At 70.6% G+C, this 22,424-nt stretch carries 20 protein-coding genes; 9 read left to right on the top strand and 11 right to left on the bottom strand.

Annotation, left to right across the window (positions count from 1 at the left end; all coding sequences use genetic code 11):
- Positions 1–40: 40 nt before the first annotated feature.
- A complete protein-coding gene (locus ACIBTX_RS15315; protein WP_396832606.1) occupies positions 41–199 on the bottom strand; it encodes a hypothetical protein in 159 nt (52 codons plus the stop codon).
- Positions 200–437: 238 nt separating this feature from the next.
- Here ACIBTX_RS15315 and ACIBTX_RS15310 point away from each other — a divergent pair, with 238 nt between their 5' ends.
- Both ACIBTX_RS15310 and ACIBTX_RS15305 read left to right on the top strand, forming a co-directional pair.
- Positions 438–623, top strand: a complete 186-nt coding sequence (locus ACIBTX_RS15310) for a hypothetical protein (RefSeq protein WP_110562400.1) — start codon at positions 438–440, stop codon at positions 621–623.
- A gap of 287 nt (positions 624–910) precedes the next feature.
- Positions 911–2,266: a carbohydrate-binding protein gene (locus ACIBTX_RS15305; RefSeq protein ID WP_357120664.1), complete on the top strand. Its 1,356-nt coding sequence runs from the start codon at positions 911–913 to the stop codon at positions 2,264–2,266.
- Positions 2,267–2,306: 40 nt separating this feature from the next.
- Here ACIBTX_RS15305 and ACIBTX_RS15300 read toward each other — a convergent pair whose 3' ends face one another.
- Together ACIBTX_RS15300 and ACIBTX_RS15295 are read right to left on the bottom strand one after the other, a co-directional pair.
- Positions 2,307–2,972: a TMEM175 family protein gene (locus ACIBTX_RS15300; RefSeq protein WP_357171458.1), complete on the bottom strand. Its 666-nt coding sequence runs from the start codon at positions 2,970–2,972 to the stop codon at positions 2,307–2,309.
- A 148-nt stretch (positions 2,973–3,120) separates the two neighbouring features.
- Positions 3,121–5,436 (bottom strand): tetratricopeptide repeat protein, encoded by a 2,316-nt coding sequence (locus ACIBTX_RS15295; protein ID WP_357171457.1) that lies wholly within the window; start codon positions 5,434–5,436, stop codon positions 3,121–3,123.
- Positions 5,437–5,557: 121 nt separating this feature from the next.
- Here ACIBTX_RS15295 and ACIBTX_RS15290 point away from each other — a divergent pair, with 121 nt between their 5' ends.
- Positions 5,558–6,160 carry a hypothetical protein gene (locus tag ACIBTX_RS15290; protein WP_357120673.1) on the top strand — a complete coding sequence of 201 codons (603 nt, stop codon included), beginning with the start codon at positions 5,558–5,560 and terminating at the stop codon, positions 6,158–6,160.
- Between the two features lie 148 nt (positions 6,161–6,308).
- Positions 6,309–7,571 carry a prolyl oligopeptidase family serine peptidase gene (locus ACIBTX_RS15285; protein ID WP_396832605.1) on the top strand — a complete coding sequence of 421 codons (1,263 nt, stop codon included), beginning with the start codon at positions 6,309–6,311 and terminating at the stop codon, positions 7,569–7,571.
- Positions 7,572–7,586: 15 nt separating this feature from the next.
- Here the strand turns inward: ACIBTX_RS15285 and ACIBTX_RS15280 are convergent, their stop codons facing one another.
- On the bottom strand, positions 7,587–8,774 hold the full coding sequence (locus tag ACIBTX_RS15280; RefSeq protein WP_357171455.1) for an amidohydrolase family protein: 1,188 nt from the start codon (positions 8,772–8,774) through the stop codon (positions 7,587–7,589).
- A 411-nt stretch (positions 8,775–9,185) separates the two neighbouring features.
- On the opposite strand from ACIBTX_RS15280, the gene ACIBTX_RS15275 reads away from it, so the two are divergent.
- On the top strand, positions 9,186–10,610 hold the full coding sequence (locus ACIBTX_RS15275) for an APC family permease (protein WP_357120683.1): 1,425 nt from the start codon (positions 9,186–9,188) through the stop codon (positions 10,608–10,610).
- 59 nt (positions 10,611–10,669) lie between these two features.
- Here ACIBTX_RS15275 and ACIBTX_RS15270 read toward each other — a convergent pair whose 3' ends face one another.
- The gene (locus ACIBTX_RS15270; RefSeq protein ID WP_357120686.1) at positions 10,670–11,500 is read right to left on the bottom strand and encodes a hypothetical protein; all 831 of its coding nucleotides are present in this window, start codon (positions 11,498–11,500) and stop codon (positions 10,670–10,672) included.
- 6 nt (positions 11,501–11,506) lie between these two features.
- Between ACIBTX_RS15270 and ACIBTX_RS15265 the strand changes: the two genes are divergently transcribed.
- Positions 11,507–13,045 (top strand): histidine decarboxylase, encoded by a 1,539-nt coding sequence (locus tag ACIBTX_RS15265; RefSeq protein ID WP_357171454.1) that lies wholly within the window; start codon positions 11,507–11,509, stop codon positions 13,043–13,045.
- A 60-nt stretch (positions 13,046–13,105) separates the two neighbouring features.
- Here the strand turns inward: ACIBTX_RS15265 and ACIBTX_RS15260 are convergent, their stop codons facing one another.
- From ACIBTX_RS15260 to ACIBTX_RS15245, 4 genes are all read right to left on the bottom strand, one after another.
- Positions 13,106–13,999: a serine hydrolase gene (locus ACIBTX_RS15260; RefSeq protein ID WP_357120692.1), complete on the bottom strand. Its 894-nt coding sequence runs from the start codon at positions 13,997–13,999 to the stop codon at positions 13,106–13,108.
- 13 nt (positions 14,000–14,012) lie between these two features.
- Positions 14,013–14,690: a hypothetical protein gene (locus ACIBTX_RS15255; RefSeq protein WP_363660933.1), complete on the bottom strand. Its 678-nt coding sequence runs from the start codon at positions 14,688–14,690 to the stop codon at positions 14,013–14,015.
- Between the two features lie 104 nt (positions 14,691–14,794).
- Positions 14,795–15,295 carry a SigE family RNA polymerase sigma factor gene (locus ACIBTX_RS15250; protein WP_357120698.1) on the bottom strand — a complete coding sequence of 167 codons (501 nt, stop codon included), beginning with the start codon at positions 15,293–15,295 and terminating at the stop codon, positions 14,795–14,797.
- A complete protein-coding gene (locus ACIBTX_RS15245; RefSeq protein ID WP_357171452.1) occupies positions 15,288–16,169 on the bottom strand; it encodes a hypothetical protein in 882 nt (293 codons plus the stop codon). Before ACIBTX_RS15245 ends, ACIBTX_RS15250 begins: the two co-directional genes overlap by 8 nt.
- 194 nt (positions 16,170–16,363) lie before the next feature.
- Here ACIBTX_RS15245 and ACIBTX_RS15240 point away from each other — a divergent pair, with 194 nt between their 5' ends.
- The 3 genes from ACIBTX_RS15240 to ACIBTX_RS15230 all read left to right on the top strand — a co-directional run bounded on the left by ACIBTX_RS15240 (position 16,364) and on the right by ACIBTX_RS15230 (position 18,246).
- The gene (locus tag ACIBTX_RS15240; RefSeq protein ID WP_357120704.1) at positions 16,364–17,041 is read left to right on the top strand and encodes a GyrI-like domain-containing protein; all 678 of its coding nucleotides are present in this window, start codon (positions 16,364–16,366) and stop codon (positions 17,039–17,041) included.
- Positions 17,042–17,104: 63 nt separating this feature from the next.
- Positions 17,105–17,884, top strand: coding sequence for a hypothetical protein (locus ACIBTX_RS15235; RefSeq protein ID WP_357171451.1), 780 nt, complete (start codon positions 17,105–17,107; stop codon positions 17,882–17,884).
- Positions 17,881–18,246, top strand: a complete 366-nt coding sequence (locus tag ACIBTX_RS15230; protein ID WP_357120710.1) for a GntR family transcriptional regulator — start codon at positions 17,881–17,883, stop codon at positions 18,244–18,246. Before ACIBTX_RS15235 ends, ACIBTX_RS15230 begins: the two co-directional genes overlap by 4 nt.
- A 77-nt stretch (positions 18,247–18,323) precedes the next feature.
- Here ACIBTX_RS15230 and ACIBTX_RS15225 read toward each other — a convergent pair whose 3' ends face one another.
- Both ACIBTX_RS15225 and ACIBTX_RS15220 read right to left on the bottom strand, forming a co-directional pair.
- Positions 18,324–18,593, bottom strand: a complete 270-nt coding sequence (locus ACIBTX_RS15225; protein ID WP_357120713.1) for a hypothetical protein — start codon at positions 18,591–18,593, stop codon at positions 18,324–18,326.
- A gap of 209 nt (positions 18,594–18,802) precedes the next feature.
- Positions 18,803–21,988 (bottom strand): penicillin acylase family protein, encoded by a 3,186-nt coding sequence (locus ACIBTX_RS15220; RefSeq protein ID WP_396832604.1) that lies wholly within the window; start codon positions 21,986–21,988, stop codon positions 18,803–18,805.
- Between the last annotated feature and the right edge of the window lie 436 nt (positions 21,989–22,424).

Here is a 22,424-nt window from a genome sequence, read left to right as displayed (position 1 = left end):
CCCCGGTCGCCCCGAAGTGCCGGGGCGCCCTCCTCTCTGGCTACGTGAACGGCCTGCGCCTGGTCCATCCGACGAATCTAACGAACAGGGCGTCAGGGCCGGGCATCTCGTGAGGGTTGAGCTTCACCATGTCGCCGGTCGCGTCGAAGAGGTAGCCGGCCATCTCGATCGACAGCCCGACCGGGTCGCCGTCGAACACGGCTCGCAGGGTCAGTCGGGCGGTTGCGCACGGCCAGACTCCGCACCCTCGGCGGCAGTGCCAGATCGGGCGGATGGGTGCATGTCCTGCGGAGATCGGCAAGCAGCGACCGGATGGGGTGTGGCGCAACGTCATGCTCACATGCTGTCGCTCGTTGGTGTCATGTGTCAACAACGTGCAGCATCAACGTGCCGCGTTGTTGCTCGGCTACCACACGTTGTTGCCTACCGTCAAGGGCATGGATCTGGTCGGCGTTGCGGAGATCCGAGACATGCTCGGCGGGATCAGCCGGCAGCGGGTCAGCATCATCGCGAACAGCAAGGGCTTCCCTGACCCGGTTGCCGTGCTCGCGATGGGCAAGGTGTGGCGTCGGCGCGATGTTGCCCGGTGGATCGCTGAACATCGACCCGACCAGGCCGACTGACCCGATACGACGAAAGCGCCCCGGTGGCCCGTGGTGGGTGTCGAGACTTCTCGTACCTGGGCCACCCGGCCGCGCGGCCTCATCGCCAGCGGCGCGAGGAACAGGGTTACCGGCCGACCACCCGCACCCTGCCCGATGTAGAACGGGTACGCAGCTCAGCGAGAGCGCCTTCCTCGAAGACTTCGCCGGCGACGTTCGACAGGTTATCTGTAAACAACCCTTGATATTAAACGTCACGAACGTCAATATGTGGAGGTCGCGGGTCGCCGAAGCCTGGGGAGTGAGCCATGAGAAGCCGTCGCATCGTCGCAGCGCTGGCCGGGGCGGCGATGTCCGTCGCGGCCGCCGTCGCCTTCGTCCCCAGCAGCATGGCCGCCGTGTCCTCGGGCAACGCCGTCGCGATGGTCGCCTGCACCGCACCCGCCTGGGCCGAGGGCACCACCTACCAGGTGGGCGCACAGGTCACCTACGGCGGCCGGCTCTACCAGGCTCTGGTCACCCACACCGCGTACGTCGGCGCCGGTTGGAACCCCGCTTCGACCCCGTCGCTCTGGCGTGACCTGGGAGCCTGCTCGGGAAACACTCCCCCACCCAGCACGCCACCGCCGACGACCGCGCCACCCACCACGCCACCCCCGACCACCGCTCCCCCGACCACGGCTCCCCCCACCACGCCGCCGCCGACCGGCGGAACCTGCGGGGTGAAGTCCCGGCCGACCGGCAAGGTGTTGCAGGGCTACTGGGAGAACTGGGACGGCGCGTCCAACGGCGTACACCCCGGGCTCGGCTGGATCCCGATCACCGACAGCCGGCTCCCACAGCACGGCTACAACGTGATCAACGCAGCGTTCCCGGTGATCCGCGCGGACGGCACGGTCCTCTGGGAGAACGGCATGGACGCCGGCGTCAAGGTGGCGACCCCCGCCGAGATGTGCCAGGCCAAGGCGGCCGGCGCCACGATCCTGATGTCGATCGGCGGTGCCGCCGCCGGCATCGACCTGAGCTCCACCGCGGTCGCCGACCGGTTCATCGCGACGATCGTGCCGATCCTGACGAACTACCACTTCGACGGCATCGACATCGACATCGAGACCGGCCTCACCGGTAGCGGCAACATCAACACCCTGTCGACGTCGCAGGCCAACCTGATCCGGATCATCGACGGCGTGCTGGCCCGAATGCCGTCGAACTTCGGCCTGACCATGGCGCCGGAGACCGCGTACGTCACCGGCGGCAGCGTGGTCTACGGCTCGATCTGGGGCTCATACCTGCCGATCATCAAGAAGTACGTCGACAACGGCCGGCTCTGGTGGCTCAACATGCAGTACTACAACGGCAGCATGTACGGCTGCTCGGGCGACTCGTACCCGGCTGGCACCGTGCAGGGCTTCACCGTGCAGACGCAGTGCCTGAACAACGGCCTCACCATCGGGGGAACCACCATCCGGGTGCCGTACGACAAGCAGGTCCCGGGCCTGCCCGCGCAGATCGGGGCGGGCGGTGGCTACCTGTCGACGTCGTTGGTCACGCAGGCCTGGAACTCCGTGCCCGGCCTCAAGGGCCTGATGACCTGGTCGGCGAACTGGGACGGCTCGAAGGGATGGACCTTCGGCGACAACGTGAAGCGCCTGCAGGGTCGCTGAGGCCCGCGCCGGCCCGCCCCGAGCCTGCGACAGGACAGGTTCAGGGCGGGCCGTCCGCGGCCTGGGCCCGGGTCCGTCTGATGCTGGCGATCTCACCGTTGATCGGTAGCCAGTAGAAGGGAATGAACGCCGCGACCGCGATCAGGCCGGCGATCGGGTGGACGACGCACAGGGCGGTTCCGACAGCGATCCAGACGGGGGCCACCCGGAAACGCCTGCTGATCGCTCGGGCGGTGGCCTCGTCGGTGGTGGACGTCAACAGACGGTGACCGCTGCTGGCGTACTGCCAGATGACGTTGAAGAGGATGGAGGCGGCCCCGTAGACGATGCCGTAGAAGACGAGCGCGGCCCGCTTGCCGGGCCCCTCCTCGAAGGCACGGGCCAGCACCGACGAGACGAACGGCAGGAACGCGATCACCATCAGCAGCAGGGTGTTCAGCAGTAGCAGCAGGCGGTCGGCGGAGCGGATGTGATCGAACATGACGTGGTGGTTCACCCAGATCTGGCCGAGCAGCAGAAAGGTGACGCCGTAGGCCAGGTAGGACGGCCACAGGTCGAGCAATCCGCGCATGAGGTGTTCGGTGTCCTCGGGCGGCTTGATCTCCAGGACGAGAAGGGTGATGGCGATCGCCATGACGGCGTCGCTGAAGGTGACCACCCGGCTCGGGTCACGTTCCGCTCCGAACGGCCTCCGGGATCTGGTCACCCCGTTCGAGGTGGCACCGCGGGAGGTCCGGATCCTACGCATCAGCCTCCCCCACCCGTACCCGGCTGCCGCCGGAGCGCTGCCGGGAATCCCCGCCGCGCAAGGAGCTAAACCGGCACCCGCGCCGTCGTCTGGTCGGCGCGGACGCCTACCGGGCCCGCAACCTGGCGCGGACGGCTGCGGCGTCCGGGTGGTCCAGGGCCGTGAAGATGTCCAGTGCCCGCTGCCAGTCGGCTCGGGCGGAGGCGGGGTCGCCGAGTGCGAGGCGGGTGTCGCCCAGCCGGCTCAGAGTGTCCGCCTCGCCCCAGAGGTCGCCGAGATCCCGGGTCAGGTCGAGCGTGCGCTCGTAACACTCCACGGCCCGGCCGAACTGGCCGAGGTGGTGGTGTGCGTACCCGAGGCTGTCCCAGGTCGCCGCCTCGCCCGCCCGGTCGTCGAGTTGCTGGAGCAGGTCGAGCGCCTGCTCGCAGTAGGCAAGCGCCGCGAGGTGTTCGCCGATCTGCGCGTGGCACCAGCCGACGGCGTTGAGCGCGTCGGCCTGGGCCCTGCGGTGGCCGGCGGCGCGGGCCAGGACCAAAGTCCGCCTTGAGTGCTCGAGCGCCTTGCGGGGCTCGCCCTGACGGTCCCAGAGCGAGGCGAGGTTCTGGTGCGTACGCGCCTCGCCCCCGGTGTCACCACCGGCCACGTACAGGTCGAGGGCGCGTTCGAGGTGGCTGTGCGCGTCGGCGTACCGGTTGACCACGGTGTGCGCGCCGGCGAGGAAGCGGTGCGCGACCGCCTGGGCGACCGGGTCGCCGAGACGTTCGGCGGCGAGCAGGGCCGCCCGGCAGGTCTCGACCCGGTCGTGCCAGTGCCCCTGCCGGTCCAGGAACGTGTCGAGGGCCCGACCCAACCGCCAGGTGTGGGCGTCGTAGCCGGCGCTCGCGGCGAAGCGGAGCGCGGCGAGCAGCACAGGATGTTCGGCGGTCAACCAGTGCAGCGCCTCCGCGTGCGAGGCGGGCCGTTCCGGACGCACACCGGCCGCCGCCGGGGCCATGAGGTGGTCGACCGGATCGCTGTGCGGGCGCAGCAGGGCGTCGGCGGCGTGGGTGGTGTGGGTGTAGTGGTCGAGGAGCCGGATCGTGGCGGCCCTGCGGTCGGGCACGGAGTCGGTGCCGTCGCTGAGTTCGGCCGCGTACGCGCGCAGGAGGTCGTGCGCGGTGAACCGGCCGGGCCGGTACTCGGCCAGCAGGTTCGCCCGGGTCAGTTCGGTCAGCAGCAGTCGGGTGTCGTCCACCGCGCGACCGGCCAGGCTCGCCGCGGCGGCCACCGTGATGTCCGGGCCGGGGTGCAGGCCCACCAGCCGGAACAGCCCGGCGGCCGGTGCGCTGAGCGCGGTGTACGACCAGGAGAACACCGCCCTTACCTCGCCGACCGCGTCACCCGCGTTGAGTACGCCGAACCGTTGACCGGCCGTGCCCAGCTCGGCCGCGAGGGTGGCCAGCGGAAAGCCGGACTGCTGGGCCCGGGCAGCGGCGATGTTCAGCGCCAGCGGCAGCCGGGCACACGCGGCGATGATCGCCTCGGCGGCGTCCGGCTCGGCGGCCACCCGTTCCACGCCGAGCCGACGGGTGAGCAGCTGAGCGGACGCGTCGCGGCTGAGCAGGCCGAGCGGGAGCGGGTGCGCGCCGTCCAGGCTGACCAGCGAGGTGAGCTGGCTGCGGCTCGTCACCAGCACCATGGTGGTGGGCGTGCCGGGTAGCAGCGGGCGGACCTGTTGGGCGTCCCGGGCGTTGTCCAGCACGATGAGGATCCGCTTGCCGGCGAGCGCGCTGCGGTACAGGGCGGCCTGGGCGTCGAGGTCGGCGGGCACCCGGGTGGCCGGAACGCCGAGCGCGTCCAGGAAGCCGTGCAGCGCCTTCGCCGCGCTCACCGCCTGCCCGCGCGGGTCGAAGCCGCGCAGGTTGACGTAGAGCTGACCGTCGTCGAAGCGATCGGCGACGCGATGCGCCCAGTGCACGGCCAGGGCGGTCTTGCCCACGCCCGCGGTTCCCGAGATCGCGGCCACCACGACGGAGGTGGGCGCGGCGACGAGCTTGTCGAGGAGGGCCACCTCGTCGTCGCGGCCGGCGAGGCTGGCCACGTCGGCGGGCAGTTGCCGGGGTACCAGCCGGCCGGGCGTACGCGGCGTGCGGCGGCGGTTCTCCTCGACGCGGTCCCGGGCGGTGGCCAACGCGCCCTGCTCGGCTGGCGTCGCGCCGAGCAGCCGGACCAGCGCGTCGAGCCGGTCGGTGGGCGGCAGCGTCTTCCCGGTCAGGTACTCCGCGATGGCGGTGTGCGACCAGCCGGTGCGGGCGGCCAGCTCCCGATAGGTCAGCTCGCCGTCGCCGTGTTGGCGTGCGTACCTGCGTCGCAACGCCCGCAACAGGCCGGCGAGGTCGTCGGACGTCTGCGCCCCCGCGGCATCCAGTGCCCTGCCCCCCACCGTCGACAATCGACGTTCGTCAGTGTACGGCGGTGTACGGAATTCCGGCCAGAGCCCGATCGGATCCGCGATCCTGCTCGTGCGCGGAGCACAGCGCACCGATCCGATCGATGGAGGTCACGTGTCCGTACACCTCAAGCCTCTGGCCCTGGCCCTGACCGTGCTCGCGGCGACGCTCGCCGTTCCGGCGGCGGCCGCGTCGGCGGCGACGCCCGACACGGCCATCTGCACGACGAAGAAGGCCTGCGCCGACGGCGGTCTCGCCGCGGCGTCGACGCACCGGGCGGCCCGCGCCATCGGCGGCGTCGGGGCCAACGTGATTCCGGTTACCCCGCCGGCCGCCTTCCCGCCGGGCACCCCCTGCTATCGCGAGGAGGTCTCCGAGCAGGTCTACGAGACCGCCACCTACTCCACCATCTACGAGCTGTACTTCCAGGCGAGCGTCTGCCTGTTCGCCACGGAGATCGTGCTGTACAACCTGGACACCTCGCTCTCCTTCCCCAACGACGTGCAGGACCCGCGACTGACCTCGATGCAGTTCGTGACGCGGGACGAGGTGTACGCCCACAGCCCGACCGAGAAGGACGGGTACTCCGAGCTGTGGGTGACCTTCTGCACCAACCCGGCGCAGCCGAACACCTGCCAGCGCTACCTGCACCGACTGGGGCTGATCTTCACCCAGGCCTGGGTGTACCCGTTCTCCGTGTTCGAGCGTCTGAGCTGACCGTCCGTCCGTGACCGATCAGGGCGCCCTCCGGGATTCCCGGCCCCGGGCGCCCTGGCCGCGCGTCCGCGTCGGTTGCCGATGGATTTCCACGCCGTTACGGTGGGGTGCCATCGACGTTTGTCTACAAACGGGGGGCCGTATGTCCATGCCTGTCACTCGCCGTACCGTGCTGGCCGGTGCGGCCGGCGCCGCTCTCGGTCTCACCCTGCCGGGCGCCGCCGCCCAGGCCGACGACCGGCACCACGAGGTCGGCGTGGGCTTCACCCTCGACGCGCGGACGCTCGACGGTGGTGAGCAGGTCACCTCGGTCACCCTCGACACCCGTCGGCTCGGCCCGATCGACCCGGCGGGGCTCACCCCGGACACGTTCACCGTGCACGCCAAGGCCACCAGCCCGCTCCCGATCGCTCCCGGCGATCTGATCTTCAGCGAGTACGACCTGGACCGCACGGTGACCGCGGCCCGGCTCGACCGGCACGGAAACATCGTCCTGGAGCTGAGCCACGCCGAGGGTCAACCCGGCGGCGGCACCCTCGGCTACATCCTGAGCAAGGGCCGCAACGTCCGACTGGACCTCGTCTACACCATCACGCAGAACACGCCGCTCGCGCGCCGCCACGGCTCCCCCCTCACCATCACGCGCTTCGTGCAGGGGCGACTGTCGAACCCCGAGGTGGACGCCTTCACCCACCACGTTTCGGGGTCGGGCCTCAAGTACCGGCTGTACTCCCCGGCACATTCGCCCCGCCACGGCCGACGGCCGCTGATCCTCTGGCTGCACGGCGCCGGCGAGGGCGCCTCCCTCCCCGACGACTACTACGACAACGAGACCACGCTGCGCGCCAACCGCGGTGCGCTGGGTTTCGCCACCCCGCAGGCCCAACGGATCTTCTCCGGCGCGTACGTCGTGGCTCCGCAGAGCACCTCCTACTGGATGGAGGACGGGCCCCGGTTCGCACCGCTGATCCGCGAGATCGTCCAGGATCTCGTGCGTCGCGAGCGCGTCGACCCCGACCGGATCTACGTGGTCGGTTGCAGCAACGGCGGCTACATGTCCCTGGAGATGACCGTCACGTATCCCGATCTGTTCGCCGCGTCGGTGCCGATCTGCGGCGTCGTCGAGCCGCTCGGCGGGCAGGGCCCGCCGCTGGTCACGGACGCGGAGCTGGCGGCGATCCGGACGCCGACCTGGCTGGTCACCTCGCTCGACGACGACACCGTGCCGCCGGAGACCAACACGATCCACGCGCACGACCTCATCCGAGGATCGCTGGTCACCCTGTACGACCACGTCGTCTGGGACGGCTACCAGTTCCCCGGTCACTGGTCCTGGATCTACGTGGCCCGCAACGACCCCAGCCACCACGGCACCCACATCTGGCAGTGGATGGCCGGCCGCAGTCGGTGATCCACCCCGCAGAGGTCAGCCCACCTGAACACCTGCCCGGTACACGGCGAGCGGGTGGCGCAGCACCCCGATGTCGCTCGTCGGGTCACCGTCGACGATCAACAGGTCGGCCTCGAATCCGGGCCGGACGCGGCCCTTACCGCCGCCCACGCCACACACCTGCGCACCGATCGCGGTGGCCGCGGCGAGGGCGGCGGTGGGGGGAATGCCGCAGGCCACGTACTCGACGAGTGTCTCCGGCAGGATCCCGTGCGGTTTCGCGGGGCCGAGGCCCGCGTCCGAACCGGCCACCAGATGGACCCCGGCCCGGTAGAGCGTGGCGGCACCGGCACGTAGCGCGGCGGCGCTGAGCCCGGCCCGCTCCGCCATCGCCACCACCTCCGGCGGCGTCACCACGGCCGGATCGGTGCCGAGCGTGGCGCAGACCGCCGGTCCGGACGCGGCCAGGCGGGCCGCGAGTTCGTCGGGGACGCGGGCCCCGGCCGCGGTCACGCAGGTGCAGTGCTCGATGCCGTCCACCCCGACGCGGAGCGCCTGCTCGACCGCGAGCAGGGCGTGCGCGTGCGCGGTCACCGGCAGGTCCAGGTCGTGCGCCTGCGCAACGGCGGCGGTCATCTCCTGATCGGTGAACTGCAATCCACTGGTGTCCGTGCCAGGGGTGAAGACCCCGCCGCTGGCCATGATCTTGATCAGGTCCGCGCCGGCTGCCGCTCGCAGCCGCACGGCCTCTCGCACACCGTCGACACCGCTCGCCTCACCCCCCAGCGCCCAGCAGTGTCCGCCAACGCTGGTGATGGGCGTACCCGACGCCACCACCGTCGGCAGGTCGTCGCGTACTCCCCGAGCCCGCCATCGGAGCACCGCGTCGCGTCGGTCGCCCAGGTCCCGTACCGTCGTGACGCCGGCCGCCAGGTGCGCGCGCAGTGACGCCTCGATGACCGCGTCGAGATCCGCCTCGGCGCGCTCGGCGAGTCGACCGAGCGCGTCCGGCCCGGCGTCGGCGCACAGGTGCACGTGTGCGTCGACCAAACCAGGCAACACTGTCCCGTCTCGCGCCTCGCGTACCGGCCAGCCCACCGGCGCGTCGATCCAGCCCCGGTGCACGTCGGCGATGCGCCCGCCCTCGATGAGGACCAGCACCCCACCATCGGTGAGCCGCTCGCCGTCGAACATCCGGGCAGCCCGGACAGCCTGCTTCGTCATCGTCACCCCATCCGCACGACCGCGGCCATCACCCCCGCCGCGGCGCCTCGTGTCCTCCGGCGAACCACCGGCCGTGACCCGACCATCGCACCGGTGACGGGTGTCCAGCCTCCCTCAGCGGGGTGATCCTTCCTCCCTCTTCCGAGGCGGTTAACGATCAACACGGCCGATTGTCCACACAGGACGCGAGGCGGGTCGTCCCGAATCTTCGTTGCGCTTCCCGGGGCGCTCAAATTCTGCGACCCGCTGCTCCCAGTAACGGCGAGATCACCTGTAAGGTCATCGAGTCCCGTCCCTGACCTATCGCCTAGAACCTGGGGAGGTTCAGTTATGGTCACGCCTTCGGTGACCCCCCTGACGGTGTCCGCCGAGCGGGGACTGGCACGCAAAACTCTGCGAACGAGTTCTCTGGTGACGTTCGGCGCGACCGCGTCGTCTCCCATGGCCGTTCTCGTCGGCGGTATCGTCGCGACCTATGCGGCGACCGGCAATACCGGTGTGGCCTCCAGTTTCCTGCTCCTGACGGTCGTGATGCTCCTGTGGGCACCGGGGTACATCGCCATCGCCCGTTACGTGCAGCCCAGTGGAATCTTCTACACCGCCCTCGCCGCCGGCCTGTCCCGGCTCGTCGGGGTCGCGGGCGCGCCGGTCGTGCTCCTGGCCTACAACACCATTCAGATCTCGTTGTACGGGCTGCTCGGGTCGGTGATCAGCGGGCTGGTCGGCGGACCGTGGTGGGTCGGCGCGCTCCTCGCGTGGGCCATCGTCGCGGCGTTCGGTCTGCAACGCACCGGCGTCAGCACCGCCATGTTCGGCACCATCCTGATCGTCGAGATCACGTTGCTGCTGGTGTTCGTGCTGGTCGGCCTGGCTCACCCGGTGGGCGGTCAACTGACCTTCGCGGCGTTGAACCCGGCGCAACTGTTCGACACCGGGGTGGTGGCCGGGCTCGCGGTCCTTCCCCTCGGCTTCGCCGCGTTCTTCGGCACCGAGACCATCGCCGCGTACGGTGCGGAGGCGCGCACCCCACGGGCGGTGTCGCGCAGCATCATCTACGTGATCCTGGGCCTGGGCCTGCTCTACGCGCTGTGCGCGTGGGCAATGGTGGCAACGGTGGGCGCCGACCGGGTCGTCGACCTGGCCCGCGACCCGGCGGCGCCGCTGCCGTTCGAGGTCTTCTCGGGCTCCCGCGCCGGTAGCGCCGGCGTCCTGCTGGTGGCGCTGGGTGGCCTGCTGCTGGTCAGCAGCGTCCTCGCGGCGATGATCAGCTTCCACAACAGCGTGGCGAGATACCTGTTCGCGCTCGGCAAGGACCGGCTGTTGCCCGCTCGCCTGGCGGCCATCCGCGAGGGTGGGTCGGGCGCGCCGCTGGGCGGCTCGATCACCCAGTCGATCACCGCTCTGATCGTCATCCTGCTGTTCGTGGTGAGCGGCGCCGAGGCGTTGACCATGTTCACCTGGCTGAGCAACATCGCCGCGGTCAGCCTGATGCTCTTGATGACGGTGAGTTCACTCGCCACCGTCCGTTACTTCGCCCGGGGCGGCGGACGCAGCGAGTCGCTGTGGGCGCGGGCGATCGCTCCCACCCTCGGTGGTATCGCGATCGCGGTGATCCTGCTGGTCACGCTGGTCAACATCAGCGCCGCGCTCGGCACGCCACCCGGTTCCCACACCGCCTGGCTGGTGCCCGGAACGGTCGGCGTCTTCGTCGTCATCGGCGTGCTGTGGGCGATCAGCGTTCGGGCCCGCCGCCCGGACCTGCTCACCGGCATCGGGGAACGGGAGACCAACCCGACGCGGCAGGTCGACGAGGACCTGGGTCACCTCACGCTCTGAGCCGCGTCCACACGATGAAGCAGGCGGCGCCGCCGAAGCGGCGCCGCCTGCTTCAGGTTCTAGGCTGTCGCGCCCCTGGTCGGGCTGATCCGCTGCGCGCCGAGGTGCACCAGCGTCGCCAACTGGGCGATCCCCGTCCAGATCGGAGCGTCGCCCGAGTAGCTCTGCAACGGACGCCACGACTCGTAGAGCGGCGTGGTGGACTGGATCAGCGGTCTCTCCCACGGATCGGTGGGCCGGTCGACGACGATCCGCGTCTCTTCGGGATCCATCATCTGGATGTAGAAGCGGCCGGGAATGCGGTCCTCACCCTCCACCCGGCGCATCGTCTGCTCCCAGGTGCCGAGCGGACCGTCGAGCGAGCTGACCGCGAGCCCGATGAACGTCGACTCGGCGGTGATCCGCTCGTCGACCCGGTTGCACATCTGCGGGGGCTGACGCGGATCCAAACCTCCGTTATCGAGGTAGTGTCGCGCCGTCTGCGCGAGGTCGTACAGCAGCCTGGGCAGGTGTGAGACGTCCTCGCCGGCCTTGTCGAGACGCGTCGCCGCGCCCACCTCGAAGACCGATCGATCCGCTGTGGACCCGATGACCGGCACCGCGTAGAGGAAGGCGAAGCCGTAGGGGCACAGCGGGTTGCGCCGGCGCTGCGCCCACGCGTGCCGGCCGTGCATCGTGTTCATCAACCCGACCCGGCTCAACGCGGACGATCGCAACGACGCCCAGATCCGCCGCGTCTCCGGATCGCTGACCGGGGGCGCGGTCGGCGACTCGCGCGTGGTCGGCGACGGCTCCACCGGTGGCGGCGCGTACGCGGACGGCGTGGGCTGCCAGGGGACCGGCGGCTGCTGCTCGACGGCGGGCGACGGTATCGCGGTCGTGGGCGCCACCCAACCGTGGCGTCCAACCGCCGGCGCCGGCTCCGGAGGGATGGACGGCTGGCTGCCCGAGTGCTGGTCCCAGGGGACCGCTGCCGTCCTTCCGGCACTCGCCGCCGCTCTCCAATCGTCGGCGCTCCTCTCAAAAGGATTCGAGCGCGTTCCCGGCCTGTCGTACGCCACGGTGTCAGTCCCTCCAAAGACGTCGCCACAGCCTCTCATCGCACACACACCGCGATCAACCATGCACCGCCAGTCGGCTTGATCGCGATTCGGAGACTGTTGCCTGTACGTCGGCGTCATGGTCCACTCTTCGCTGAGTCGCCTATCAACGGAGAGCCCGTGACCTCCCCCACAAGCGTTCCCGACGACCTTTCCCTCACCGCTGAGATCGAGCAGTTACGAGCCGCTCTGTCAGCGCGCAGGTCGATCGGCTTCCCGGCCGCGGTGGATATCGACTATGGACCCGTGACCTCCCTGTTCGGACTGTTGATCAATAATGTCGGTGACCCGGATACCGACCCCGACACCGTTCACACGAAGGCCTACGAGCGCAGGGTCATCGACTGGCACGCGAACCTCTTCGGCGCCCCCGCCGACGATCGGTGGGGATATCTGACCAGTGGTGGCACGGAGGCCAACCAGGCGGCCATCCTGCTCGCCCGGGACCGGTTCGCCGGCGCGAGTCCCGTCCTCTACTACAGCCAGGCGACCCACGACTGGATCCGCAAGACCGCCAGCATGCTCAACCTCCCCGAGGTCGTCATCCGCACCGACGTCACCGGTGAGATCGACTACGACGATCTGCGCGGCGAGTTGGCCCGGCGCAGGGACCGGCCCGCCATCGTCGTGGCCAACGCCGGCACGACCGTGACGGAGGCGGTGGACGACCCAGCCCGTGTTCGTCGCGCCCTGTCCGAGCTGGCGATCCGCAACGCTCACCTGCACGTCGACGGAGCACTCGCCGGTGTGCCGTTGGCCCTGCTGCCGGACCGGCCGGTGGCCATCGACCTTGGCGGCGTGGTCGACTCCGTGGCCATCTCCTGCCACAAGTTCTACGGGACCACCATCCCGGGCGGTCTGGTGGTCACCCGCCGCTCGCTGCAACGGGCAGCGCGACGGATCTCCTACACCGCCACGACCGACAGCACCATCAGTGGCTCGCGCTGCGGCCAACTCGCCGTCCAGATGTGGTACGCGCTGCGACTGCTCGGCGAGGACGGGCACCGTGAGCGCGCCGAGCGCGCACGCGAAACGGCTCGTTTCGCCCACTCCCTGCTGGCCAGCGTCGGCTGGCCCGCCTGGCGCAACGTCCACGCCTTCACTGTCTACTTCACGACACCGCCACCGCCGATCTCCCGCCGCTACGGCCTGTCGAACGCCGACGGCGGCATCAGCCACCTGATCTGCATGCCGGGCGTCACCCGCCAACAGATCGAGGCGCTCGCGGCCGACATCGCGACCGTCCGGGGCACCGAACAGCCCAGCCCGAGCCGCGGCGTCCGGCGACTCGTGCCGGTCGCGCACCTGCCCCTGGCGGCCGCCGATCGGCCCTGATCGGCGGCCACCGCCCGAACGCCAGCCGTGCGGCGGGACGCCCGGGGGCGACGGCCCACCCTACGAAGGGCCGTCGCCCGCGGTGGCGGCGCGCATCTCCTTGAGGACGAACTTCGCCGCCTTCTCCACCACGCTGACGCCCGCCTCCTGGCTGACGTGATGGTCGGAGAGCACGGCGATCAGCCAGTCGTGACGGGCCTCGACGATCCGTCCGATGCTGTTGACGAGCCAGCGACCGCTGTCGACGTCCACGGTGTCCCAGCCGTTCTTGACGTACACGGAATTGCCCGGCTCACGCGCGGCGGTGACTCCCCACCGCTGCTCGGGGATCACCTTCTTCATGAGGCCCATGACGAAGGTACGGTCCTGCGGCGTCAGCGGGCCCTTCGACGACGTCAGCGCCGTCAGCAGACGGATCTGGTCGGCGGCCGTGGTCGTGGTCGTCCCCCAGTGCTTGTTGGCTTTGGTCTCCAGCAGACCGAGTGTGCGGTTCGCGGCCGTGAGGCCGCGCGAGCCGTCGATCTTCTGCCACAGGGCCACCGCGGCGTCGTTGTCACTGGACACGATCATGGCTTCGGCCAGCCGTCTGGTCTCCGAGCTCAGGGCCTTACCGGGCGGGTTCTGGCGCAGCAGCAGCGCCGCGAGGATATTGACCTTGACGATGCTGGCGGTCTCGAAGCGGGTGGCGCCGGCCGTCACCGCGGCCGTACTCTGTCGATCCACTGCCGCGACCGCGAGATGGCCGTCGTACCGGTCGACGTAGGCCTCGATACGTGCCCGCGCCGGTTTCAGCCGGTCGACGGCCGGCGTCGTCGGAACCGGACTGGCCGGCGAACGACCGGGTGACGCGTCGCCCCCGCCGCCGTCGCGGACGTGCGTCGTGCCGTAGGCGGCCGTCGCGACGCCGGCGAGGGACACGGTGACCGCGGAGACAACCCAGCGGCGTGGCAGCATCCGACCTCCCCGCTCAGCCAAGACGGGCCACCGCCTTCGCCGCGATCGTATCCACCGCAGCCTGGTCGCCCAAGTCGGGCAGGCTGATAGTCGAGACCGTCTCGTCCCGTTTCACCATGACGAAGTACCTAGCGGTAGTTGGGGTGTCGGCATGTGCGATGCGGCCCCTGACGAGCAGACCGGCACCGCCCAGATAGTGCGGGTCGATGATGTCGAACGAGACCCGTGATCCGTTAATCAGGTAGCTCGCGCACCGTCGGAGGACCGTACGGACGTCGTCGACACTGCGCTCGGCCCATCCGGGCTCGTACGTCTCCACGATGTGGTGGGCCGGCGACGAGCCGTCCGGCAGCCGGTAGTAGCGCTCCACGGCAGCCCGTCGGTGCGACTTCGCGGTGTAGTCGCTGCTCTGGTAGTCGGGGCAGTCGTCCTGCTCCCACGGCCAGGGTGGCAGACCGGGCCGCGCGTCGTCCGCACGCCAACCCGCACCCAGGTCGCCCGCTCCCAGCAGCATGCTCAGGCCACTCCGTTCGACGTTCACGGTCGGTGGCTTCTCGGGGCCGTCACCCGGCCCCGACCGCTGACACCCCGCGACCAGCACCACCAACGCCGACAGGACCAGCGGCACGACCAAAGCCGGCACCCGGACCCTGCCGCGAACCCGGCCCCGGCAGGTCCTGCTGCTCGACACGGACACCGAACCTCCCACACACAGATGACTGCCATCGCAGGTCGCGGCGTCGCCGAGGGTGCGCGGTGGCACCCCCGTCGCCGCCACCGGACAGACCCGGCCGATCAATGCCGCTCCTCGGCGAACAACTCGGAACGGGTCTCGCCGAGCAACTCGCGCAGCCGGCTGAGGGAGCGCATGCTCTGGCTCTTCACGACGGCCGTGGAGACGCCCACGACCTCGGCGGTCGTCTCCACGCTCAGGTCGTCCCAGTAGCGCAGGACGATGATCGCCCGATCGCGCAGTGGCAGGGTGGCGACCGCGTCGAGCAACGTCATGCGCAGCTCAGCCGGATGCTCCTCGCCCTGGTCGGGCGGCGTCGACATCGCCAACTCGGTGCTGGAGCGACGCCGCTGCTGATCGATCACGCAGCGCAGCAGTACCTTGCGGGCGTACGCGTAGAGGTCGTCGGCCCGTCGGACCCGCCCCCAGTTGGCGTACATCTTCGCCAGCGCGGTCTGGGTGAGGTCCTGGGCGAGATGCCAGTCGCGGCACATCAGGAACGCGGCGTCGCGCAGGCGGCCCACGGCCGCCTGCGCGAATTCCACGAAGTCTTCGTCAGCCATTCGACCTGGCCAGGGTGGGGAACCTCTTGGCGCCGCTCCGGACGTACTCGGCCGGAATTCTCGTCCCCCAGCTCGGATTGGCGGCGATCGCGATTGCCTCATCCACGGACAGAACGGCGGGCGCGGGCGAACTCCCCTTGCCATCCCAGGCCAGACAGGTGGAGAGCAGCACGTCGATCTGCAGGCCGTCCCGGTGATACACCGTGATCATCTTGTCCTGCACGCAGTTGCCGGGCACCTCGGTCAGCTCCACCGTCCCCGGAACCGGATCGCCGCCGAGGTCGTCCTGGTAGACGGAGAGCCGCACCATGCCGGGTCCGTCGCCCCGATCCAGGAAGGTCTGGACGTACGGCATGCCGGGGCCCGCCCCGCTGCTTCCCAAGCTCGCCTGACCGCTGGTCTCGCCCTTGGGTAGGAGCCGCATCAACAACTCCAGGGCGCCCTGCGGTGTGGTCGTCAGCAGTGGACCGTCCGGCCCCGCGCCGATCCGCACGTTGTCGATCACCGTGGTGGTGGGAGCCGCCGACGTGGCCACTCCCGGGGCCTCGGCTGCGCCCGCCACGGACCCGCCACCCGGGGCGCTGTCGGAAGTCTGCGCCCGGGACGGCGTCGGGCTGTCGACCGGCCCACCCGGCGAACCGACGCCCCACGTCTCGGACTGACCCACCTGGTCGGCGCCGCCGGTGAGCGGCCCGGCCGCCAGGCCGATCACGAGCAGCATCGCCAACGCGGATCCGCCCGCGCCGAACTGCGCCAGCCGACGCCGGCGGCGTAGTCGTCGACCCTGCACCACCGACTGCTCAACCAGGTCACCGAGCGGCGGGGCGACGTGTCGGGCCAGTTCGTCCCTGAAGCGCCCACGTAGGTCCCCCACGTCCCTTACCCCTCCTTGGCCGACCGCCGGCCGTGACCATCCGTCACCCTAAAGACGGGCCGACGGACCATTTTGGTCTCGCTTTTCCGGCACCAATTTCGGTCGCCAGTGGTGAGGTGGGTCGCACTTTCTCCACGTGGTCAGGCACTTCCGGAGAGTTACATCCCGCTCTCGAATCCCTGCAGAATGACCGGATGACCGAGGAGACCAACGGCAAAGTCGATTTCAAGAAGTCCCTTGACGCTTACCGAGCGCAACGAGGCCGCTTCCGGATCATCGACGTGCCCGACATGCGGTATCTGATGACCGACGGTCACGGCGACCCCAACACCTCACCCGCTCTGGCCGACGCGATCGCGGCGCTCTACCCGGTGGCGTACCGACTGAAGTTCGCCAGCAAGCGGGACCTCGGGCGCGACTACGTCGTCCCGCCGCTCGAAGGTCTGTGGTGGGCCGAGGACATGGAGTCGTTCACCACGGCACGGGACAAGTCACGGTGGAGCTGGACGCTGATGCTCATGGTCCCCGGCTGGATCGACCAGTCCCGCTTCGCCACCGCTGTCGAGCAGGCCGGCGCGAAGCGCCGACCGACGCGACTCGACGACGTCCGCCTTCAGACGCTACGAGAGGGGCGGTGCGTCCAGACACTGCACGTCGGTTCCTTCGACGACGAGGCGGCCGTGCTCAGGCAACTGCACCACGGATTCATCCCCCGTGAAGGGCTTCGCATGGCGGGTCGGCACCACGAGATCTACCTCAGCGACTTCCGCAGGACCGCCCCCGACAAGCAGCGGACCATCCTCCGGCAGCCGGTCACCGTCAACGCCCGGACGGCCGCCGGGCCAGGCGGCGCGATGCGCGACGGGGGTTGACATTGGTGCAGGTTATGTCTCATCTTGTTGAGACAAGGCTTGCGACGTATCGGGGTGGATGTCATGCGCGAAGCGGATCATGCGGAAGCCGGACGGTGGCTCAGCCGCCACGGCCTGACCGACGTCGGGCCGACGCCGCTGCTCGCGACGCGACTGGCGGTACGGCGGCACGCGAAGCTCGTCGACAGCGTCCTGTTGGCCGCGTTCCTGATCGGCGCCGCGCTGACGCACGTGCTGGGCCGACTCGACGACGACACGTTCTCCTGGCCACCGCTGCTGGTGCTCGCGGCGCTGGTGGTCGTACTGCTGACGGGGCAGTGGCTGCTCGGCTGGTGGGTACGGCGGGTCGACCGGACGGCCGGCGCGCGACTGTCCCGTCGGGTGGCCCATCCGGTCGAGCTCGGCTGGCCGGTGGTGCTCGGTCGGCCGCACGCCGCCTTCGCGGTCGCCACGTTCAGCGGCGCGGCGCTCCTCGCCGTGAGCGTGCTGCCCGTGCCGGACCCCGGCCTGCGGTACGGAGCGGCCGTCGTGCTGATCGGCCTCACCGGCGTCGGGGCTGGCATCGTCATGCAGCTACGCCAGATCCTGACGACCCCGGCCGTGGCCGAGGACGAGGGGTCGCTCACCGCCGACGTCATCATGCGGGTCGAGGACGCCCGCCACCTCGTCACCCCGAGCCTCGTGTGGTCGCTGCCGGCCATCTTCCTGTACGGGGATTCGCTCGGCTGGTGGAACGCCGTCTCACTGGCGCTCGTGCTGGCGGGCGTCTGCGCGCTCGGCCTGATCGAGGGCCGGACCACGGACGTCGGGACGACGGCGCGGCGTGCCATGGCGCTGCGATGATCGTCATCGACGCGGCCTCACCGACGCCGCCGTACGAGCAGCTCCGGGCCCAACTCGCAAGGCAGATCCAGGGCCGCACGCTCGCCGTCGGCACCAGACTGCCGACGATCCGCCGGCTCGCGGCCGACCTTGGTCTCGCCGTGAACACCGTTGGACGGGCCTACCGGGAGCTGGAGGACGCCGGGCTCATCGAAACCCACGGACGGGCCGGCTCGTACGTGTCGGCCGGCGGTGAGCGGTCCCTCGAACAGGCCCGCCGCGCCGCCCGCGACTACGCGGCCGTCATCGCCCGCGTCGGCATCGATGCCGCCGAGGCGATCCGAATCGTCGAAGCGGCACTGGGCCAGGCCGCGAGGCCATGACGTGCCGGGCGGATCGGGCGTGCCGGTGCGGACGGGAGCACGCGCCCGAGGCTCCTCCCGCGCACCGCCGCGGCGGGCTACTGCTCGGCAGCGGGTCGGCTGTGCACCACCAGCTCGCCGATCTCCAACCGGCCGACGCGCAGCTCCCGCACGACCGCGCGGCGGACAGCCAGCCGACCGATGACCAGCGCCCCGACGGCCACTGCTCCGACAGCCAGCGCCCCCAGCGCCAGGGCGCCGAGCGACGCCGCCCCCGCCGCCCGCGCGCCGGTGGCCACCGCGCCCGTCGCCACCGCGCCGTCGATGCGCGTTCCGGTCAACCGCTTCAGCCGAGTCTCTCGCTTCATCGCTCCATTGTCCGCGTACCTCCGGCCGAACGGTGCCCGCACACCGCGGGTGTCACCCAGAGCACCGCTCCTCGCCCGGCAAACGGGACCGTCGCCCGTCGCCACCAGGGTCGGCCGATGATTGCGTACGAGACCGCCATCGGTCACCCGGGCACCGCGCTCAGGGCGGGAGGGGCCGGCGAACGGTTCGCCGGCCCCTCCCGGTCGGGTCACCGTCCGTACAGCTCGAATTCGTGCAGCGAGAATCCGTACGAGGTGGCCCGCTTGACGCCGTACACCCGCACGTAGCGGGCCGTGACCGGAGCGAAGGTGGCGTTGTCGACGCCGCCGTTGCCGGCGGTGGTGGCGAACACCGGCGTCCAGGAGCTGCCGTCGCCGGAAACCTCGATCCGATACGAGGTGCCGTAGGCCGACTCCCAGCGCAGCACCGCCCGGCTGACGGTGCGGGCCGCGCCGAGGTCGACGCGGAGCCACTGGTTGTCGTTGTAGCTGCTGGCCCACCGGCTGCTCAGGCTGCCGTCGACCGCCTTGTCCGGGGTGTAGCTGGTGAGGAACTGGGTGCTCGACGCGGTCGCCGGGCGGCCCTGGGCCAGGTTGGTGACGTCGTCACCCCGGCGCGCCGGGAACGAGACGACCTGCTGGTAGGTGGGACGGTTCTGCCAGGCGATCACCGGGTGGGTGATGCCGCCGAGCCCGGAGTGTGCGATCGAGTCCGCGCACCACTGGTCACCGGCGCCGCAGGACTTGTCGCCGGGGTAGACCGTGGTGGCCGGCAGCGCGGCGGCCTGGCCGAGCGCGTCCAACAGGGACTGTCGGCACGCGCCGAGGTTGCCGTTGCCGCAGTACGAGCGACCCGGCCCGCCGGCGACGGGGTCGCCGAGCACGGTACGCAGGTCCTTGTCGACGTAGCCCCACCAGCCGTGCTGGAACGACGAGCCCTTGTGCGCCTGACCTTGCGACGCCCAGCTCGCGGTGCCGTCACGCCCACCGTTCTGGCCGCCCGACGGCGCCTCGTTGACCTCGATGGCGTCGACCAGCGCGGCGTAGAGGTCCGGACCGAGGCCGGGCCGGAACTCGGCCGAGGCCAGCAGCGGCCACCAGGCGTCGAAGATCCGGATCGCGTCGGCGTGCTGGTAGACCTTGGAGCCGGGGGCTGTCTCGACCCGGCGGGTGCCCGCCTGCTGCCAGGCGCGCAGCTTGCCCACCGCGTCGACCAGCGCCGGGTCGGTGACCGGCGTGCTGTCCAGCACCCGCAACAGCTCGCTGAGGACCTGCTGGCCGCGCAGGTCGGTCACCGCCGCGTCCGCCATGATCTTGACGACGTCGGCGCGGCCGAGCTTGCGCTGGGAGATCGCCGTCCGCACCGGGCCGTCGAGCAACTGACCCCGGTGTACGGAGCCGAAGCTGAAGTTGCCGTCGGCCGCCCCGAAGTCCCGCGCCTGCTTGTTGTTCCAACTCACGTAGTAGTCCTGGTTGACCGACTGCGGGTGGGCCGACGCCGGCGCGTACGTGGCGTCGTTGGTGTCGGGATTCCAGCCGGCCCACTCGTACGCCGGCTCGGCCTTCGCCGGGAGGTTCGGGTCGGTGCCGGACGACCGGACCGGGTTCGAGCCGGAGTTGAAGTACGCGGCCTCGGTCGAGTTGACGTAGAACCAGTTGAACGCGTACCCGACGCTGGCGGCGGAGCCCTGGAAGGCCGCCGCGCTGCCCATCGCCGCCGGGTCGTTGAAGGCCTGGAAACCGATCGCCGAGTCGGCCTCGTGCCGGTAGGTGGAGCGCAGCTTGGTGAACGCGGTCGGTTGCCCGTCCACCAGTCCCCGGTAGGAGACCAACCCGTACTTGGTGCGCAGCGCGCGCAACGTGTACGAGCCCGCGGGGGTGGAGTCCGCCAGCGTGGGCGACCAGGAGTTGCGCTGCTCCAACGCCTCCATCGCGAGACACTGCCCGTGGTAGAGGTAGCGGTTGGACCGCAGCGTCGGCGCGGTGCCGTCGGTGGTGCACAGCGGCACCGCGTACGTGTCGGTGAGGTCCTGCGAGGCCGAGGTGGCGCTCCACGCGTAGTCCTGGCCGCGACCCAGCAGCACGTAGAGGTTCAACCCGGCGAACGCGGCCCCTCGCGCGCTGATGCCCGGCCCCTGCAACTCCTGGAGCATGAGCAGTTGCGGTGCGAAGTAGCCGGTCTGCGGACCGAACACGGCGACGGGGTTACCGGTGGTGGTGTGCCGTCCGGAGACCACGACAGCGTTGGACATGCCGTGCGCGCGCAGGTTCGCCAGCCCGCCGACCAGCTCCTTGGTAGCGGCGCTCGCGCCGGTGCGGGAGGCGGCCCCGCCGCTGGCGTCGTGGGCGAGCGGCTCGGCGACCACGGTCCCGGCGTCGGGGAGCACCGCGCTGGTCGCGCCCGGAGGCGTCCCCCCGTACGGGAAACTCTGCCCGTCGTGCAGGGTGAGCACGGTCTCCGGGTCGTTCTGCGACCGGAACGCCGCCCAGATCCGGTCGCCCTCGGTCGCGCCGTACTTGGCGCGGGCGGCCACCCGGACCAGGGCGGACTGGATCTCACTGCCGCCACCCCCGCCGAACAGGCCACCGATCACGCCGGCGGTGGCGATCAGGTCGGTCATGGTGAAGTGCCTCGGCTTGCCCGCGCCGGCGAGCACGTACTCACCCGGGTAGTTGTCGTCGGCGATCGACTTGTCGATGTAGGCGTTGATGCCGGCGATGTAGTCCACCACGTCGGTGTAGAGCTGCTGGCCCCGGGCGCCCTTGGTGCGCAGCGCGTCCACCTGGGCCTGGAGGTCCGCCTCGGTGTACGGGGAGTTGGCCCAGACGCTCTGCTCCAGCTCCCGGTTGCCGGGCGCGCCGCCGGCGAACGAGCTGACGTTCCCGCGGCCGACGTGCCGCAGCAGGTCCATCACCCAGAGCCGATCCTGCGCCCCGGCGTAGCCGGCGCCGAACATCGTGCCGCCGCGGGTGGTGCCGGTGACGTGCGGGACGCCGGTGGCCTTGTCCCGCACGATGGTCACGTCCGCGCGCGGCGAGACGGTGCTCTCGACCTGTGCGGCCGGCACGCCGAACGAGGCGTCGTTGTAGAACTGGGCGATCTGCTCGTCGGTCAGCCCGGCGTAGTTGTAGACGAGGTTCGCGTACTCGTCGAGCTGGTCGCTGGAGTGCGCGGGGCGGGTGCCGAGCGCCTGGTGCGCCAGGATGGCGACGAGCGTGGCGTTGCCGTTCTGTCCGGGGGGCAGGATGTCGGAGCACTGGCCGAGGCAGTAGTCGTTGGCGGCGAACGTGGTGGCGGCCAGCGCCGGTGACGGCGGGGTCACCGTCAGGACGCTCGCGGTGAGGGTGGCGGCGGTGAACGCCGCGAGCCGGGTGCGGAGTGCGGGACGGGGCATGGCGATCCTCCGGGGACGCGGAGTCGGGCCTTCGGTGCGCCCGGCTTCCGGTGCCGACGTCTCGCCCTCCGTGCCGGGCGCGCCACCCGGAGGTGAGAATGACTCACATCGATACCGGGCAATGATCGGCGCTGAACCGTCGTTAGGGATACCCGTCGTTCACCACGCGCGAATGCCGACGTTTCGCCAGCGGCCAATGGTCGTGCGGACCGCAGGTTCGCCGGCCCTGATGAGAGGAATCCCGGTCGCGGGCACGGCCGGCGGAGGGGCGGTTGGACCAGACCAACGCGCATCAAAGCGTTGGTCTGATTCGCAACTCAACGCTGAGCTGCGGCGGTCAGCGGATCGCTGAGCGTGTTGCCCCCTGCCGGTAGAGTCACGGCGCATCGGTCATCACGCGACCACGTAGCGCATGACCCCGAAGGGACTGCGGGAT

Source organism: Micromonospora sp. NPDC049359 (genome assembly GCF_044466585.1).
Taxonomy (GTDB): domain Bacteria; phylum Actinomycetota; class Actinomycetes; order Mycobacteriales; family Micromonosporaceae; genus Micromonospora.
The sequence above is the reverse complement of the archived record's forward strand: the minus strand, read 5'-3'. Positions and strand labels throughout refer to the sequence as shown.